The following is a 15,588-nucleotide window of genomic DNA, read 5'->3' as shown; positions in this document are numbered from 1 at the left end:
CCGGTCACATCCCGGTGCTGCCGTCGATCGACTCGCGGAGGATGTCGGCGTGGCCGGCGTGCCGGGCGGTCTCCTCGATCAGGTGGTGCAGCAGGTAACGCAGGTTGCAGTCGGCGACATCCGGCCGGGCGCAACGGGTGTCGAGGTCGTGGTCCGCGGTGGTCCGGCGGGACTCCTCGATCGCCTGCTGGTACCGCAGCACCCAGACGCCGACCGTGTCGGAGTCGTCGAGACGGAAGTCGGCGCCGGGATCGCGCCGCTCCGGCCAGCCGTCGTCGAGCGGGCGGCCGGCCATCACCCCCTGGAACCAGCGCTGCTCCCAGACGGCGCAGTGCTTCAGCAGGCCGAGCAGGGTCAGCGCGCTCGCGGTCGGTGCGCGCCGGGCGTCCTGCTCCGGGACGCCGCGCACCTTGCGCAGCACGGCATCCCGCTGCTGGTCGAGAAGCGCTTCCAGGGATCGCTTCTCGTCCAGCGGGTGGTACTCGTCCGGCTCAGGCGCGGCCACGGCCCTGCAGGTAGTGCCCGATCAGCGTGGCGGTGGAGGAGTCCTGGCCGTCGGTCGAGGTCTCGCCGGACAGCATCGGCGCCAGCTCCTTGGCCATCGCCTTGCCGAGCTCGACCCCCCACTGGTCGAAGGAGTTGATCCCCCAGATCACACCCTGGACGAAGGTGATGTGCTCGTAGAGGGCGACCAGCTGGCCGAGCACCGACGGCGTCAGCTTCTGCGCCAGGATGGAGGTCGACGGCCGGTTGCCCGGCATCACCTTGTGCGGGACGACCTCGGGCGCAACACCTTCCGCCGCGATCTCCTCGGCGGTGCGGCCGAAGGCCAGCGCCGTGGACTGGGCGAAGAAGTTGGACATGAACAGGTCGTGCACGTCGGCGTCGCCGTCGTGCAGGTCGTGGTTCGGCTCGACGAACCCGATGAAGTCGGCGGGGATGATCCGGGTGCCCTGGTGCAGCAGCTGGTAAAAGGCGTGCTGGCCGTTGGTGCCGGGCTCGCCCCAGAACACCTCGCCGGTGTCGGCGAGCACGGGGGAACCGTCGAGCCGGACGGACTTGCCGTTGGACTCCATGGTCAGCTGCTGCAGGTAGGCCGGGAAACGCAGCAGGTACTGCGAGTAGGGCAGCACCGCATGGCTTCCCGATCCGAAGAAGTCGCCGTACCACACGTTCAGCAGGCCCAGGATCACCGGCGCGTTCACCTCGAACGGGGCGGTCCGGAAGTGCTCGTCCATGGCGTGGAAGCCGGCCAGCATCTCGCGGAAGTTGTCCGGCCCGATCGCCACCATCACCGACAGGCCGATGGCGGAGTCGTAGGAGTAGCGGCCGCCGACCCAGTCCCAGAAGCCGAACATGTTGGCGGTGTCGATGCCGAACTCCGACACCTTATCGGCGTTCGTCGACACGGCGACGAAGTGCTTCGCCACGGCGGCGGTGGCGTCGTCGGCGGACAGGCCGTGCTTCGTGGTCAGCCCGCCGGTCAGCCAGTCCCGGGCCAGCCGGGCGTTGGTCAGCGTCTCCAATGTGGTGAAGGTCTTGGAGGCGATGATGAACAGGGTGCTCGCCGGGTCGAGATCGTGTGTCTTCTCGTAGATGTCGGTCGGGTCGATGTTCGAGACGAAACGGCAGGTGATGCCGCGGTCGGAGTAGTCCTTGAGCGCCTCGTAGGCCATGACCGGCCCGAGGTCGGACCCGCCGATGCCGACGTTCACCACGGTGGTGATCCGCTCCCCGGTGGCGCCGGTCCATTCGCCGGAGCGGATCCGGTCGGCGAAGCCGGACATCCGGTCCAGCACCTCGTGCACGTCGGCCACCACGTCCTGCCCGTCGACGACCAGCTGCGCGTCGGACGGCAGCCGGAGAGCGGTGTGCAGCACGGCGCGGTTCTCGGTGGAGTTGATGTGCACGCCGGAGAACATCGCGTCGATCTTGGCGCGCAGGCCGGCCGCGGAGGTCAGCTCCTGCAGCAGGCCGAGCGTCTCCCGGGTGACCCGGTGCTTGGAGTAGTCGACGTAGAGGTCGGCGGCCTGCAGGGTCAGCTCGCTGCCGCGCGCCGGGTCCTGCGCGAACAGTTCGCGCAGGTGGACCGCGCTCATCGTGCCGAAGTGCGTGTGCAGTGCGGCCCACGCGGGCGAATCGGTGGCGGAGATGTCGGTCGGCTGCGCGGCAGTCATGCTCGGGTGCTCCTCGTCGCGGTCCCGGTACGCCGATCCGGCGTACCGCGGACAGTCTGCCGTCTCCGGCCCGTCGCCGCCCGACCGGGGTGCCGGGCTCCGCGCCCGCCACCCCCGGTCCGGCACCCGGCCGGTAGGCAAGGTCAGTATGGCAGGTCGGCGAAGGAGTCGGTCGCGTCCAGCAGGGCGGTCAGCGTGGCCGGCTCGTCGAAGGCGTGCCCGGCGTCCGGGGTGATCACCAGCTGCGCGGACGGCCAGGCGCGGTGCAGGTCCCAGGCGGTGAACGGCGGGGTGCAGACGTCGTACCGGCCCTGCACGATGACCGCCGGGATGTCCGCCAGCAGACCGGCGTCCTCGATCAACTGCCCCTCCCGCATCCAGCCGCCGTTGACGAAGTAGTGGTTCTCGATCCGCGAGAAGGCAAGGGCGAAGCGGGGATCGGCGGCCTCGGCGATCTTGGCCGGGTCCAGCCGCAACCGCACGGTGGAGGCCTCCCACACCGACCACGCGACACCGGCCGGCACGTGGACGGCCGGGTCGGGATCGTTGAGCAGCCGGTGGTAGGCCTGCATGCAGTTGCCGCGCTCGGCCTCCGGCACCGGGGCGACGAACGCCTCGCGCAGGTCCGGGAACAGCGCGCCGGCGCCGCCCTCGTAGAACCAGTCGAGCTCGGCCTTGCGCAGGGTGAAGATGCCGCGCAGCACGAGCGAGACCACCCGGTCGGTGTGCGTCTGGGCGTACGCCAGCGCGAGGGTGCTGCCCCAGGAGCCGCCGAACACGTGCCAGCGGTCGATGCCCAGGTGCTCGCGCAGCTTCTCCATGTCGGCGACCAGGTGCCAGGTGGTGTTGACCGAGAGGTCGGTCCCCGGATCAGCGACATGCGGTGTGCTGCGCCCGCACCCGCGCTGGTCGAACAGCACGATCCGGTACTTCGCCGGGTCGAACACCCGGCGCTGGAACGGGTTGGTGCCGCCGCCCGGGCCACCGTGCAGGAACACCACCGGCGCGCCGTCCGGGTTGCCGGAGGTCTCCCAGTGGATCAGCTGGCCGTCGCCCACGTCGAGCATGCCGGAGGCGTCGGGTTCGATCGGCGGGTACGGGCTGCGCATGCCCTCACCCTAGAAGCACCGGGAACGCGAACACCCCGCCCGGGCCTGCGCGGTGCAGGGCCGGACGGGGTGGGCCGGTGGATCGGGTGGACTCCGGTGGGATCGTCGGCACGTGGCCGGGACCTGCGGGGTGCGCCGGATCAGATGGTGGTCGCGGAGTCCCAGTGGCCGTTGCCGTTGGGGTCGGTGTAGGCGGTGTCGTAGTGGCCGTCGTGGTTCGAGTCCACCGCGATCACGTCGACGACGCCGTCGCCGTCGGAGTCCCAGGCGATGTCGTCGTGCCCGCCGTTGCCGTCCATGTCGATCCACAGCGCGTCGTTGACGCCGTCGCCGTCGATGTCGATGTTCGCCTCGGACTGGTAGGTCTCGGTGGGGTTGTTCGAGTCGCCGAAGGAGTAGGTCAGCTGCCCGTCGCCGGCGGTGGTGGCCGCCGGGGCGTCGGTGGTCTCCGGCGAATCCGTGTAGTACGTGGTCTCGGTGTAGGTGACCGTGCCGTCGTCCGAGGTGGTGACGGTCTGGGTGGTGTAGGCGCCCTCGTCGGTGGTGGTCGTGGTGTAGCCGGCGGTCTCCGTGGTCTCGGTGGTGCCCGGGTCGCCGAGGATGTAGCCGCCGGGGACGGAGATGGCCTCGTCCCAGTTGCCCTGGCCGCTCGGGTCGTAGAAGCCGACGTCGTAGTTCCCGTCGTTGTTCGACGCCATCAGGATGGTGTCGATGACGCCGTCGCCGTCCGAGTCCCAGGCGATCTCGTCGCGGTTGCCGTCGCCGTCGAAGTCCGCCAGCACGGCGTCGTTGACCCCGTCGCCGTCGACGTCGATGGTCGCCTCCGCCTGGTACAGATCGCCGGCGACGGTGATGTGCAGGTCCTTGCTCATGATGTGTCCTTCAGTTCGGTGGGGCCGGTTGTTCCGGTGGTGTTGCCGGCTACGACGGGGACCGGGAGCGATCGGTTCCCGGCAATTCCGGCATCGCGATGTGGCATTCGGGTGATGCTGCGGTGGCGCGGACGGGCGGAAGTGCGGCAGTGCAGTGCCGGCGGGTGTGCTGCGTGGTGCCGGCCGATGTGCTGCGTCGTTCCGGCGGAGGTGCTGGTGCGACTCCCTCCCAGGAGGATGCGGCCCGGGGTCTGATACCGCACGTCGGAGGTGTGCCGGTGGCGGGAGCAGGACGGTCCGCTGACAGCGAACCAGCTTCCGGGGGCTGCGCCAAGGCTTCTAGGGTGACGATCAGGACGGCATCGGATCGCCCGGCCGTCACCGGATCCCGGGAGGCGCCGCGATGCCCACCGCACCTGCTCCGCTGCTGCGCGAGGAACTCGGCCGCAGCCTGCGTGCCGCGCGCGTCGACCGCCGGCTCACCCTGCGCGAACTGGCCGCCCGGTCGATGGTGTCGCGCGCCTACCTGTCGGAGATCGAGCGCGGCGAGAAGGAGATCTCCTCCGAGCTGCTGGCCGCGCTCTGCACGGCACTCGACGTCGATCTCGCCGACCTGCTGCTCGACACCGCCCGCGCCGCAGCCGGTGTCGGCGTGGTCACCCCGCTGCCGGTCCGGCAGATGTCGCCCGACCGCGCCGTCGTCGGCGGATCCGGCGCCGCCGGTGCGGGTGCCGGGCAGGTCGCGCTGCGCGCCGCCTGACCCCTGGGTCGCCGCCCCGGGGTGGCCCGCACCCTCGATGCGCCCCGCGAGAGCACGGGACATGGGAGGATCTGCCGTCACAGCGGCGCTCCCGGGGGGTCACATGAGCACCATTCGTCGATCGGTGGGCGTCCTGCTCGCGGCCGGACTGCTGATCACCGCGTGCGGCACCCCGCCGCCGGACATCGTCGCAGGACCGACGAGCAGCCCGGTCGTCATGACCACGTCGAGCCCGGTGTCCGGCGGTACTGCTGCGGCCTCCACGACCTCGGACGGCGCAGCGACCGGGGCCGTGCCCGACGGGATGTCCGCCCGGGCGCTGACCCCCGGCACCCCGCTGCCGGCGTTGTCGCTGCCCGAGGTGTCGTCCCCCGTCACCGCGGGAGCGGTCCCGGCCGGACTGGCCGGTCCCTGGTGGATGCAGGCGCCGGACTGGCTCGCTGTCGGCTGGTTCGCCTCCGGCGACGCCGGTCCGAGCGGGACCAGCAGTCTCGGCTACCTGATCACCGGAGCTCAGGACACCGGGCCGATCACCGACGACGGCCGGACCTACGGCAACGAGATCGTCTTCACCACCACGCAACTCGGCGATCGGACGGTGGGGTGGTCGTGGACCCGCGGGGCCGCCTTCGACAGATACGGGCTGCCTGCGACCGCGCGGCTGACCTGGCAGCTGTCCGACGGTCGGTGGATCCACGTCTGGCAGGAGAACCTCGATGACTCCGCCGGCTACGAACCGGATCTCGCCGCCGCGCGCGACCCGTCCCCGGAGCTCGTCGCGTTCGCCACGGGCCTGGTCGAGCAGCCGACGGCCCTGCGACGGTCCGTGCTGCTGCGGTCCGGTGTCCCGGGTTTCGACCAGGTGGTCTCGGTGGACGGTCCGTCGGTGGAGGGGCAGATGCAACCGGCCGTCGCCCTCTGCCCGGCCGCGGTGCTGCCGGCCGAACTCCGGGACCGGTGTGTGGTGGTCGCCGTGCAGTCGGCCCCGATCCCCGATGTCCCCGACGGCGGGATGGTCTCGATCTCGACCGTGTCGGGGGAGGACGGCCCGGGCGAGCACGTGACCCTCGGCGACAGCTGGGCCGAGCTCTGGCCGGGCAGATCCGCCCAGACGATCTCCGACAACTTCGCGAGCGTGCTCGTCCGCCGGCCGGCGGATGCGGACCTGACCGACGAACAGCTGGTCGCCCTGGCGGTATCGGTCGAGGTCGATCCGGCACTGACGGCGGGGCAGTCCTGGTACGAGCCACCGTTCAGCAGGTCGCTCGGCGTCGACGCGGTCGAACAGCCAGGCACCGACGCCACCACCCTGACCACCGCTCCGCCGACCACCGACCCGGAACCGTCCGGGGAGCCGCTCGACGTCACGCCGGTCGACCTACTGGTCCGTCCCGTGCAGCCACCCAGCTCGGTCGGCCTCGGCTTCCCGGGCCGGACGGTGAGCTCCTGGACCTGGTACGCGCCCGACTCGCTGATCGTCGACTTCGCCCCGACCGCCGGCTCCGACGACCAACTCACCCTGATGACGGGACCGGAGGACGGAGTGTCCTGGTCGGAGCCCTACGGTGGCCGCCCGGTCGACATCGACGGGGCGAGCGGCACCCTCTGGGACGACGAAGGCATCCAGACCCTGACCTGGACCGTGGACGGCTTCCGGTACGACCTGACCGACTGGTCGGCGGACCTGCCGGCGCTGGCCCGGTCGGCCACGCCGGAGCCGGCGACGCTCCTGCCGTCGGCCGCGCTGCCGGCCGCTCTGCCGGCCGGCTGCGAACTGTTCGACGTCGATGCGGAACGTCAGCGGGAGGACGGGACCACCTCGTCCCGGTCGTCGATGAGCTGCGCCGGCGGCACCATGCTCGACATCGCGGTGACCGCCGCCGACGGCCTGTTCCCGAAGGCGGTCCGCGCCGCGGACCTGCGACCGGTCACCGTGGACGGATCGGCGATCGCCGGGGGGACGCTGCTCGCCGACCCGACATCCGGCATCGTCGCGCTGCGGACCGCCGACGGCCGGGCCGTCTCGGTGCAGGGCGCCACGTCGGCCGACCTGCTCACCGCGTCGGTGGCGCTGGCCCTGTCCCTGGTCTGACTGCGCCGCTGGTCCGATCGGCACCGCTGGTCCGATCGGGCCGGGTGGGTCAGAACCCGACGCTGCAGTACGGGGTCTTCCGGCAGCGGAGCAGGTCGTCGGCCTTCACCAGTCCGCGGGCGGTGTGCTCGTCGACCTGTCCGGCGGCGGCGAGCAGCGACGGCCGTACGGTGCCGAGCGCGGCGGCGGAGAGCGCACCGATGCCGAGGGTGATGTCCGCCGACTCGGTGGTCGGGGTGCAGCTGCCGCCCTGCGGGCCGCCCTCCAGCCGGAACCGGCCGCCGGTCAGCCCCATCGGGTCGGTCACCTCGAGGACCAGCGTGCCGGGGTTCGGATAGCTGCGCGCCGACAGCACGGCCGGCACGTCCAGCGGTCGCCACCAGAGGTGGTCGCCGCGTTCGGTGACGGCGGCGTGCCGGTGGTCGGTCAGCAGCCAGGGCAGCAGGTCGTCGGTGCGGCCCATGTCCTGGACGACGGTGGTGGCCCAGTCGATGCCGATCAGGTATTCCCAAAGCAGCGACGTCGCCTCCGGGCCGGTGCTGATGAAGCCGTCGATGGTGATCGTGCCCGCCGGGCGCCGGTCGGTCCACTTGTCGGCGAAGGTGTAGCGGGCCAGGCCGATCGGGGTGCCGGCCTCGTCCTCCGCCAGCACCGAGAACTTCTTCGTCGGCTCGCCCCAGCTGGGGTAGTGCACGACGCCGAGGACGACGTCCCAGAGTTGCGGGGTGCGGTTGATCTCGCCAGGGCTGTGCCGGCGGTGCCGGTCGAAGATCTCCGGCGCCAACCGGCGGGTCTCGGCGGCGTCGATCATCCGGGTACGGCCGGCGACCGGCCGGGCGATCCGGGCGACCGAGGTGTCCACCCGCCAGCCCTGGGTCTCGGTGCCCATGCCGAACCCGAACCGGCCGTAGATCGGCCACTCCGCGGCGATCAGTGCCGCGCCGGGCTCGCCCCGCTCCTTCGCCGCGGTCAGGTCGTGCGCCATCATCCGGCGGGCCAGTCCACGCCGCCGGTGTGTCGCGGTGGTGGACACCGCGGTGATCGCGGAGACGGTGATCTCCGCCGTGCCGGGCAGGGTGAGCTCGGTCGGGAAGCTGCGGAAGGTCGCGACCACACGGTCCCCGTCGAAGGCCCCGATCGTCCGGTCCGGGTCGATAGAGGGGCGTCGGGCCTCGGCATCCGCGTCGCCGGAGGCGTTCTGGAACCCGGTGTTGAGTGCGGCCACCCAGGCCGGCACCTCGTCAGGGGTGATGGTGCGGACATCGATCGCGGCGTCGGGACTCACCCGCCGACCGTAGCGCCCGGCCTGCCGCGATGCCCGCGGGTTTCCGGGAGATGCCCCCGGTGCCGGCGCGCGCCGTGCGGCACACTGTCCGTATGCCTGAGTTGCCCGAGGTCACCGCCCTGGCCGAGTTCCTGGTGGAGCACGCCGCGGGCCGCCCCGTCGCCTCCGTCGCGGTGACCGCCCTCAACGTGCTGACCACCTATGATCCGCCGGCCACCGCCCTGATCGGCCGCACGCTGACCGCCGGCGGACGGCACGGCAAGTTCCTCGACCTCACGTTCAGCGGGGCGCCGGGTTCCGAGGACCTGCACCTGGTGGTGCATCTCGCCCGCGCCGGTTGGCTGCGCTGGTCCGACGCGCTGTCGCCGACCCCGCCGAAGATGGGCGGCCCCATCGCCTTCCGGCTGCGGCTGGAGGGTGGCGCGGGGTTCGACATCACCGAGGCCGGCACGAAGAAGTCCGTGGCCATCGCAGTCGTCACCGATCCGCAGCAGGTGCCCGGGGTGGCCCGGCTGGGGCCGGACGCGCTGTCGCTGTCCGCCGACGAGTTCGCCGCGCTGCTGAAGGGCCGGACCGGCCGGATCAAGAACGTGATCACCGAGCAGCCGGTGATCTCCGGGATCGGCAACGCCTACTCCGACGAGATCCTGCACCAGGCGAAGCTGTCGCCGTTCGCCACTGCCGGCACACTCAAGCCCGAGCAGCTGGAAAGGCTGTACACGGCGATGGTCTCGGTGCTGAACGCGGCCGTCGGCAAGGCGGTCGGTGCGGAGGCCGCCCGGCTCAAGGGCGAGAAGCGCACCGGGCTGAAGGTGCACGCCCGCACCGGGCTGCCCTGTCCGGTCTGCGGTGACACGGTGGCCGAGGTGTCCTTCGCCGACCGGTCCTTCCAGTACTGCCCGACCTGCCAGACCGGCGGCAAGCTGCTCGCCGACCGCCGGCTCTCCCGGCTGATCAAGTAGTCGGGTTCAGCCGGCCCAGCGGGCCTTGCGGGCCGCCCGGCGCAGCACGAACAGCACCCCGGGCCCGGCCAGCACCACCAGCAGCACGGTGGTGACCGCCCGCATCAGGTCCCAGCCGAGCGAGGTGGCCAGGCTGAAGGCGAGCAGTCGCGGGAGGTTGTCGGCCACCGGATCACCTGGTACGAAGGAGATCTCGGTGCCGCCGCCGAGGGTGAACGGCCAGAACGACAGGTTCAGCGCGACTCCGTAGGCGAGGGCGGCCAGGGTCGCGTAGCCGGCCAGCACGGCGATCTCCCACCGGCCGCGGACGGCCGGCAGGCAGCCCGCGCCGAACCCGACCCAGGCCGCACCGAGCATCTGGAACGGCAGCCACGGACCGACCCCGCCGGTGAGCAGTGCCGAGGCCAGCAGGGTGGTGCAGCCCAGGACGAACCCGAACCCGCGGCCGAACACCCGCCCGGCCAGCACGATCAGGAAGAACACCGGCTCGATCCCGCCGGTACCGGCGCCGAGCAGCCGGATCGCCGAGCCCACCGCGGACAGCACGCCGAGCATCGCCACGGCCTTCGCGTCGATGCCGCCCTCGCTGAGCTCGGCGAGCACCACCGCAAGCACCAGCGGGAGCAGCACGGCGAACACCAGGGTCGCGTCGTTGCCGTGGGCCAGCCCGGAGTCCGGCGAGACCAGCAGCGGCCAGCCGAAAGCCGCGACGGTGGCCAGGAAGGCGAGCAGCAGCGCGACGGTCGAGCGCGGGTGGATGCGCAGCGCGGTCGGTGTGCCGGTGAGGTGATCGGTCATGACGGCATCCCGGCTCGCAGCTCGTCGACGGTGAGCACCGGCACCGGCGCCATGATCTTCGCGACCTGCGGTGCATAGGTCGGGGAGGCGGTCACCACGGACGCGGTCGGGCCGTCGTCGATCAGGCGGCCGTCGGCCAGGATCAGCACCCGGCGGCAGACGCCGGCGACGAACTCGACGTCATGACTGGCCAGCAGCACGGTGACGCCGTCGGCCGACCACTGCCGGAGCAGGGTCGAGAGTCGTTGCTTTGCCGGGTAGTCCAGCCCGCGAGTGGGCTCGTCGAGCAGCAGCAGGCGCGGCTGCGCGGCCATCTGAATCGACAGCGCAAGGGCCAGCCGCTGCCCCTCGGACAGGTCACGCGGGTGCAGGTCGGCGTCGGCGCCCGGTGCCAGCTCGGCGAACAGCGCTGCCGTGGTGCCGGGCGGCCGGGCGGCATCGGCGTCCGACTGCCGGAGCTCCGCGGCGGCACTCCGCTGGTACAACAGATCGCCCGGCTGCTGCGGGACCAGGGCGACGGACCGGCGCCGGTCGGCGGGCGGCAGCGTCCGCGGGTCAGCACCGCCGACCAGCACCGAGCCCGAGATCGGTGTCAGCGCAGCGGCGATCGTCCACAGCAGTGTCGACTTCCCGGCGCCGTTGCGTCCCATCAGGCCGATGATCTCCCCGCTGCCGGCGGTGACGGTCAGCGGTCCGGCGACCGGCGTGCGACCGTCGTGTCCGGCCGAGAGCTTCAGCAGGCCGATGACTCCCGTGCCGGCGGTGTCGGCCTGACGGGCCGGGGCGGTGACCTGCTCGCGCAACGGCGCCGCGCGGCGCCGGGCGTCCCGCACGGTGAGCGGCAGCGGGGACCAGCCGGCCCAGCGTCCGAGCTCCACCACCGGCGGTACCACCGGGGAGATGTCCATGACCGGGCCGGGCGGGCCGTGCCAGACGTGCCCGTCGGGCTGCACCAGGATCACCGCATCCACATCACCGACGACCCTTTCGAGTCGGTGCTCGGCCAGCAGCACGGTGATGCCGACGTCGTGCACCAGGCGGTGCAGGGCGGCCAGCACCTCCTCGGCCGCGGCGGGATCCAGTGCGCTGGTGGGCTCGTCGAGCACCAGTACCGACGGGTGCGCGGTCAGCGCGGCGCCGATCGCCACCCGCTGCTGCTGCCCGCCGGAGAGGGTGGCCAGCGGCCGGTGCCGGAACTCGGCCAGCCCCAACAGGTCCACCGTGTCCTCGACCCGGCGGCGCATCACCTCGGGCGGCAGCGCCAGCGACTCCATCGTGTAGGCGAGCTCGTCGTCCACCCGGTCGGTGACGAACCCGCGCCGCGGGTCCTGCACCACCACGCCGACCACGTCGGCGAGGTCCCGCGGGCGGGACTGCCTGGTGTCCCGGCCGTCCACCCGCACCCGGCCGGTGACCGTGCCGCCGGTGAAGTGCGGGACGTGCCCGTTGACCAGCCCCAGCAGTGTCGACTTGCCGGCGCCGGTCGGCCCGACGACCAGACAGAACTCACCGTCCGGGATCTCCAGGTCGACGCCGCGCAGGGTGTCCCGGGTGGCGCCGTCGTAGCGGACGGAGACGCCGTCGAAGCGGATCATCGGGCGGTCACCATCTCCGGATCGGCGGCCCGGTGCACCGGCGGCACCCGGGTCGGCAGCAGCAGTCCGGGCAGCGCGGCGACCAGCACGGCGACGAACGGCAGCACCGGCAGCGGCGGCAGGGCCAGCAGGTCCGGCGGGTCGAGCGGGGCGTCGAGCAGGCCACCGACGACCGACCCGGCCAGCGCGACCAGCCCGGACCCGATGACCACACCGTCCCGCCAGGTCCACGGGTCGGTGCGGTACCGGGTACGGACCACCCGGCGCGACCCGGCGGTCAGGCCGGCGACGGCGGCGCCGCAGCCGATCACCAGCGCAAGGACCGTCACCGGCAGCGGGGTGGTGGTGTCCAACAGCCCGTAGATCCCCAGCACCAGACCGCCCAGCCCGACCAGCACCAGGCCGGCCGTCCACCGGCGGCCGGTGCGACCCAGGCCGCCCTCCCGGCCGTACCCGCGCCCGTCCATCGACGCGGCCAGGGTGAGCGCGCGGTCGGTGGCGTCGGCGAGCAGCGGCAGCGCCAGCCGGGCCCAGGCGCGGATCCGCCTCAGCAGCCCGCGGCCCGCGGTGGCGTCACCGCGCAGTTCCCGGGCCCGGCGGACCCGCTGCGCCCCGGCCAGCAGTTCCGGCGCCAACGACATGGCGACCACCACCGCGACGCCGACCTCGTAGAGCGCCCCGGGCAGCGCGGCCAGCAGCCGGCGCGGATCGGCCAGCGCCACCGCCGCGCCGACGCAGCACAGCAGCACCGCGAGCGACAGCGCGGCGTACAGCGTGCCGAGCAGGCCGTCGGCGTACACCGGCCCGCCGATCCCGATCCCGGTGGCCCAGTCCGGCAGGTGCACCGTCGGCAGGGTGAACAGCACCGGACCGCCGGTGGGCGAGCCGAGCAGGATGTGGAAGACGGTCCTGATGGCCAGCACGACCAGGGCCAGCTTGAAGAAGGCGGCGAACCCGCGCGTCCAGCCCGGCGCCCACGGTTCGCGGGAACGGCAGCTGCTGACCACGAACCAGGTCACCGCGATCAACGTCGCGAGCAGGATCGGGTTGGTGGTCCGGTCGGCCGTCGCGGCCAGGCACAACGCCCAGATCCACCACGCCTCCGGACGGACCTGCGCCGTCACCCGCGGGACCGTCGCGACCGCAACACCGCGACGGTGCCCAGTCCCGCGACCGCGAGCGCTCCGACCACCACACCCCAGATGGTGCCTGCCGACGAGTCGTTCTCGTCGGAGGTGGCCGCCGACGCGGGCAGGACCGACGGATCGGCGGACGGGGTGGTGTCGCTCGATCCGGTGGCCGATGGGGCCGGGGCCGATGTCGAGCTGATTGGTACAGGAGGCGCGGAGCTGCCCTGGTGCGAGAGCCGGGTCGGGGACGACGCGCTCGGCGGGATCGCGGAGGTAGCGGGGGAGCGGCTCGGCGTCGACGGTGCGCCGGTGGTGGCCGTTCCGGAGGTCGTTGTGGTGTCCGGCCCGCCATCGGTCTGCTCGGCAGTGGTGTCGGCCGTGGGCGGGTCGGCGGTCGGCGCCGTCGGCGGAGCCGGGGCGGTCGTGCCAGGTGCCTGCGTGGTCGGCGGTGTCGTGGGAGACGGTGCTGTCGGCGGGGCAGCAGTGGTCCGCGTCGTCGGAACCGGGGCGGTGGTCGGCCGCGGGGTCGTCGCCCGGGTGGTCGGAGCCGGAGTGGTCTTCGTGGGGGTGGGCTTGGGCGTGGTCGGCGCCGGTGCCTGCGTGGGGGTGGGCTTCGGGTTGGTGGGCGGCGCGGCCAGGGTCGGTGGGTCGATCGGCGGCGGGTCGCCGGCACCGAAGGCCCAGCCCTCGACGCTGCCCGGGGCCGGGTCGTACGAGCCGGCTCCTGCGGTGCTGTAGACCCAGGTACCGCCGGGCTGGGCGTGCCAGTAGGACCAGTAGGCGTTCGAGGGCGCCCCGTTGCACGGATCCGGTTGGCCGTCGATCTGGCAGACGAAGCCCGGTTGGCGCGGGACGAAAGCGTAGCTGTGGCCGGCCGACTGCAGGGCAGCGAGGCCGTTCGCGGCGTCACCGCTGCAACTGACGTCGGACCCGACGACAACGGTGACCTGCTGGGCGGTGCACGGCACGGCCGCTGCCGCTGCGGCCGGTGCCGCCCCGAGGAGTGGGGCGGCACCGGCGGCGAGCAGGGACAGCAACAGCGGGCGGAACCGGTGGTGTCCCCGGGCGCGGGAGTTCCTGGCCCGGGTGCGGATCATCGGTGCCGGTGTCCCGCGGCCACGCTGCGACGACGGGCGATCAGCAGCAGCGACCCGCCGAGCAGCAGGGTGACGAGGCCGATGATGCCCAGGGTGGTGACGCCGGAGGAGACGCCGGTCGCGGCCAGCGAGGGCTCGACGGTGACCGGGATGGTGACGACCACACCGGAGGTCTCGCCGATCACCCAGATCTCGTGCTGCCCGGCCTCGGCGTCGTCCGGGATGGTGACGGTGGCCGAGCCGGCGCCGTCGGCGCCGATCAGGAAGGTGCCCAGCACGATCGGGGTGGAGTGCAGCTCGACCCGGGCGGTCTCGCCCGGCAGGAAGCCGCTCACCGTGACCGTGACGGAGCCGCCCTGCGCCACCGAGCCCAGATCGGCGGAGACCGACGCCGACTCGGACGTGCTGGTGGCCGGGGTGGTCGCGGTGGTGGCCGGGGTGCTCGTCGACGGGGTGGACGGGGCCGAGGTCGAGGACACCGGAGCGGAGGAGCTGGACGGGGACGACGTCGAGGAGCCGGACGACGACGAGGGGCTCGTGCTGGAGCCGGCGGAGCTGCTGGAGCTCGGCGCGCTGCTCGAGCTGGTCGGCGGGTCGGTGCCCTCGAGCACCGGCGCCTCGGCGGCCGCGTCGGTGTTGTCGACCGTGTTCAGGTCGGCGCCGATCAGGCCGAGGATCGCCTGCGAGGTGGCACGCGGGGCGGTGGTGGCGTCGAAACCGGTGCCGTCGTAGGCGATCGCGCCGACGTCGTCGCCGTTCACGGTCACCTGCAGACCGGTCAGGTACTGCATGCCGGCCGCGGCCGGATCCGGGCGGTCGCCCTTGAGCAGGGCGGCGGTGGCCAGCCCGGTGGTGTTGCTGTTGACCGCACCCGGCACGCCGCCGGTGGCCGCGGCTGTGAAGCCGCCGTTCTCCTGCTGGATGCCCTCGAGGTAGTCGAGTGCGGCTTCCTGGGACTCGCCCGGGTTGAGGGCCTGGATCGCGTGGGCGGTGCCGTCGGGATCGCTGACGCACGGCTGGACGTCGTAGGAGAGGGCGAACCCGCCGTCCTGGCACTGCAGGCTGCGCAGCGAGGCGCCGGCGTCCTGCGGCGCGGCGTCGGTGGTGCGGTTCAGCGCGATGATCGCCAGCGACTGGGTGATCGCGTTGCTGTAGTCGCCGTACTCCGAGACGTCGCTGTAGCGGCCGGTCTGGGAGTGCAGGTTCTCCAGCTGGACGACGAGGTCGACCCCGCCGAAGTTGCGCGGGTCCTCACCCTGGGCGTCGGCGACCAGGATGGTCTTGGCCAACGCGCCCGCGTACGACTCGGTCTCGCCGTTGCCGACGTAGGTCCGGACGTTGTCCGCCAGCCAGCCGGTGGCGGCCGCGGCGGCGTCCTGGCCGACCTTGGCGCTGTCCAGCGCGAGGATGACGTCCGCCGTCAGTCCCTGGTCGTCGTACTTCGTGCCGCCGAAATCGGTCTGCATGTGGTCACCGTCGACCAGCTGACGGGCGAGCCAGCCGGCCGCACCCGCGGCCGGATCCGTGGTGTACACCGGCCCTTCGGCGGGGACGGCGAGGGCGGGGGCGGCGAGCAGCGCGCCGGCGCCCAGGACCGTCGCGGACACGACCGCGGCGGTACGGATCAGGAAGGACATCGGGGCCTCTCAGCTGGGTCCCGACGGACGTACCCCCGCTGCGACGCGGGGGGACTCCGCCCGCGGACCTCGAC

At 72.8% G+C, this 15,588-nt stretch carries 13 protein-coding genes; 3 read left to right on the top strand and 10 right to left on the bottom strand.

The annotated features are described in order from the left end of the window. Nucleotides 1-4: 4 nt before the first annotated feature. The 4 genes from GIS00_RS17050 to GIS00_RS17035 all read right to left on the bottom strand — a co-directional run bounded on the left by GIS00_RS17050 (nucleotide 5) and on the right by GIS00_RS17035 (nucleotide 4,158). Nucleotides 5-505 carry a DinB family protein gene (locus GIS00_RS17050; RefSeq protein ID WP_154769610.1) on the bottom strand — a complete coding sequence of 167 codons (501 nt, stop codon included), beginning with the start codon at nucleotides 503-505 and terminating at the stop codon, nucleotides 5-7. Then, a complete protein-coding gene (gene pgi, locus GIS00_RS17045) occupies nucleotides 492-2,177 on the bottom strand; it encodes a glucose-6-phosphate isomerase (RefSeq protein ID WP_154769609.1) in 1,686 nt (561 codons plus the stop codon). The genes GIS00_RS17050 and pgi overlap by 14 nt, the downstream gene beginning before the upstream one ends. Before the next feature lie 143 nt (nucleotides 2,178-2,320). Continuing rightward, nucleotides 2,321-3,286, bottom strand: coding sequence for a prolyl aminopeptidase (gene pip, locus GIS00_RS17040; RefSeq protein ID WP_154769608.1), 966 nt, complete (start codon nucleotides 3,284-3,286; stop codon nucleotides 2,321-2,323). Nucleotides 3,287-3,426: 140 nt separating this feature from the next. Next, nucleotides 3,427-4,158, bottom strand: a complete 732-nt coding sequence (locus GIS00_RS17035; RefSeq protein WP_154769607.1) for a hypothetical protein — start codon at nucleotides 4,156-4,158, stop codon at nucleotides 3,427-3,429. Nucleotides 4,159-4,561: 403 nt separating this feature from the next. Between GIS00_RS17035 and GIS00_RS17030 the strand changes: the two genes are divergently transcribed. Beyond that, complete coding sequence (locus GIS00_RS17030) at nucleotides 4,562-4,918, top strand: helix-turn-helix domain-containing protein (protein WP_154769606.1); 357 nt, start codon at nucleotides 4,562-4,564, stop codon at nucleotides 4,916-4,918. Nucleotides 4,919-5,021: 103 nt separating this feature from the next. After that, a complete protein-coding gene (locus GIS00_RS17025) occupies nucleotides 5,022-7,010 on the top strand; it encodes a hypothetical protein (RefSeq protein ID WP_154769605.1) in 1,989 nt (662 codons plus the stop codon). Nucleotides 7,011-7,059: 49 nt separating this feature from the next. Here the strand turns inward: GIS00_RS17025 and GIS00_RS17020 are convergent, their stop codons facing one another. Continuing rightward, the gene (locus tag GIS00_RS17020; RefSeq protein ID WP_154769604.1) at nucleotides 7,060-8,295 is read right to left on the bottom strand and encodes a GNAT family N-acetyltransferase; all 1,236 of its coding nucleotides are present in this window, start codon (nucleotides 8,293-8,295) and stop codon (nucleotides 7,060-7,062) included. A gap of 92 nt (nucleotides 8,296-8,387) precedes the next feature. Here GIS00_RS17020 and GIS00_RS17015 point away from each other — a divergent pair, with 92 nt between their 5' ends. Further along, nucleotides 8,388-9,257 (top strand): Fpg/Nei family DNA glycosylase, encoded by an 870-nt coding sequence (locus GIS00_RS17015; protein ID WP_154769603.1) that lies wholly within the window; start codon nucleotides 8,388-8,390, stop codon nucleotides 9,255-9,257. Between the two features lie 6 nt (nucleotides 9,258-9,263). Here GIS00_RS17015 and GIS00_RS17010 read toward each other — a convergent pair whose 3' ends face one another. The 5 genes from GIS00_RS17010 to GIS00_RS16995 are packed head-to-tail and all read right to left on the bottom strand — an operon-like array spanning nucleotide 9,264 to nucleotide 15,514. Next, nucleotides 9,264-10,055 (bottom strand): ECF transporter S component, encoded by a 792-nt coding sequence (locus GIS00_RS17010; protein WP_154769602.1) that lies wholly within the window; start codon nucleotides 10,053-10,055, stop codon nucleotides 9,264-9,266. Further along, nucleotides 10,052-11,650, bottom strand: a complete 1,599-nt coding sequence (locus tag GIS00_RS17005) for an ABC transporter ATP-binding protein (protein ID WP_154769601.1) — start codon at nucleotides 11,648-11,650, stop codon at nucleotides 10,052-10,054. Before GIS00_RS17005 ends, GIS00_RS17010 begins: the two co-directional genes overlap by 4 nt. Next, nucleotides 11,647-12,774: an energy-coupling factor transporter transmembrane component T gene (locus GIS00_RS17000; RefSeq protein ID WP_322098062.1), complete on the bottom strand. Its 1,128-nt coding sequence runs from the start codon at nucleotides 12,772-12,774 to the stop codon at nucleotides 11,647-11,649. The genes GIS00_RS17005 and GIS00_RS17000 overlap by 4 nt, the downstream gene beginning before the upstream one ends. Next, nucleotides 12,771-13,877: a putative sodium/potassium/calcium exchanger gene (locus tag GIS00_RS26970; RefSeq protein WP_196073334.1), complete on the bottom strand. Its 1,107-nt coding sequence runs from the start codon at nucleotides 13,875-13,877 to the stop codon at nucleotides 12,771-12,773. Before GIS00_RS26970 ends, GIS00_RS17000 begins: the two co-directional genes overlap by 4 nt. Continuing rightward, nucleotides 13,874-15,514 carry an LPXTG cell wall anchor domain-containing protein gene (locus GIS00_RS16995; RefSeq protein ID WP_154769600.1) on the bottom strand — a complete coding sequence of 547 codons (1,641 nt, stop codon included), beginning with the start codon at nucleotides 15,512-15,514 and terminating at the stop codon, nucleotides 13,874-13,876. Before GIS00_RS16995 ends, GIS00_RS26970 begins: the two co-directional genes overlap by 4 nt. Nucleotides 15,515-15,588: the final 74 nt, after the last annotated feature.

It is taken from the genome of Nakamurella alba (assembly GCF_009707545.1).
Taxonomy (GTDB): domain Bacteria; phylum Actinomycetota; class Actinomycetes; order Mycobacteriales; family Nakamurellaceae; genus Nakamurella; species Nakamurella alba.
This window is presented reverse-complemented; position numbering and strand designations above follow the sequence as displayed.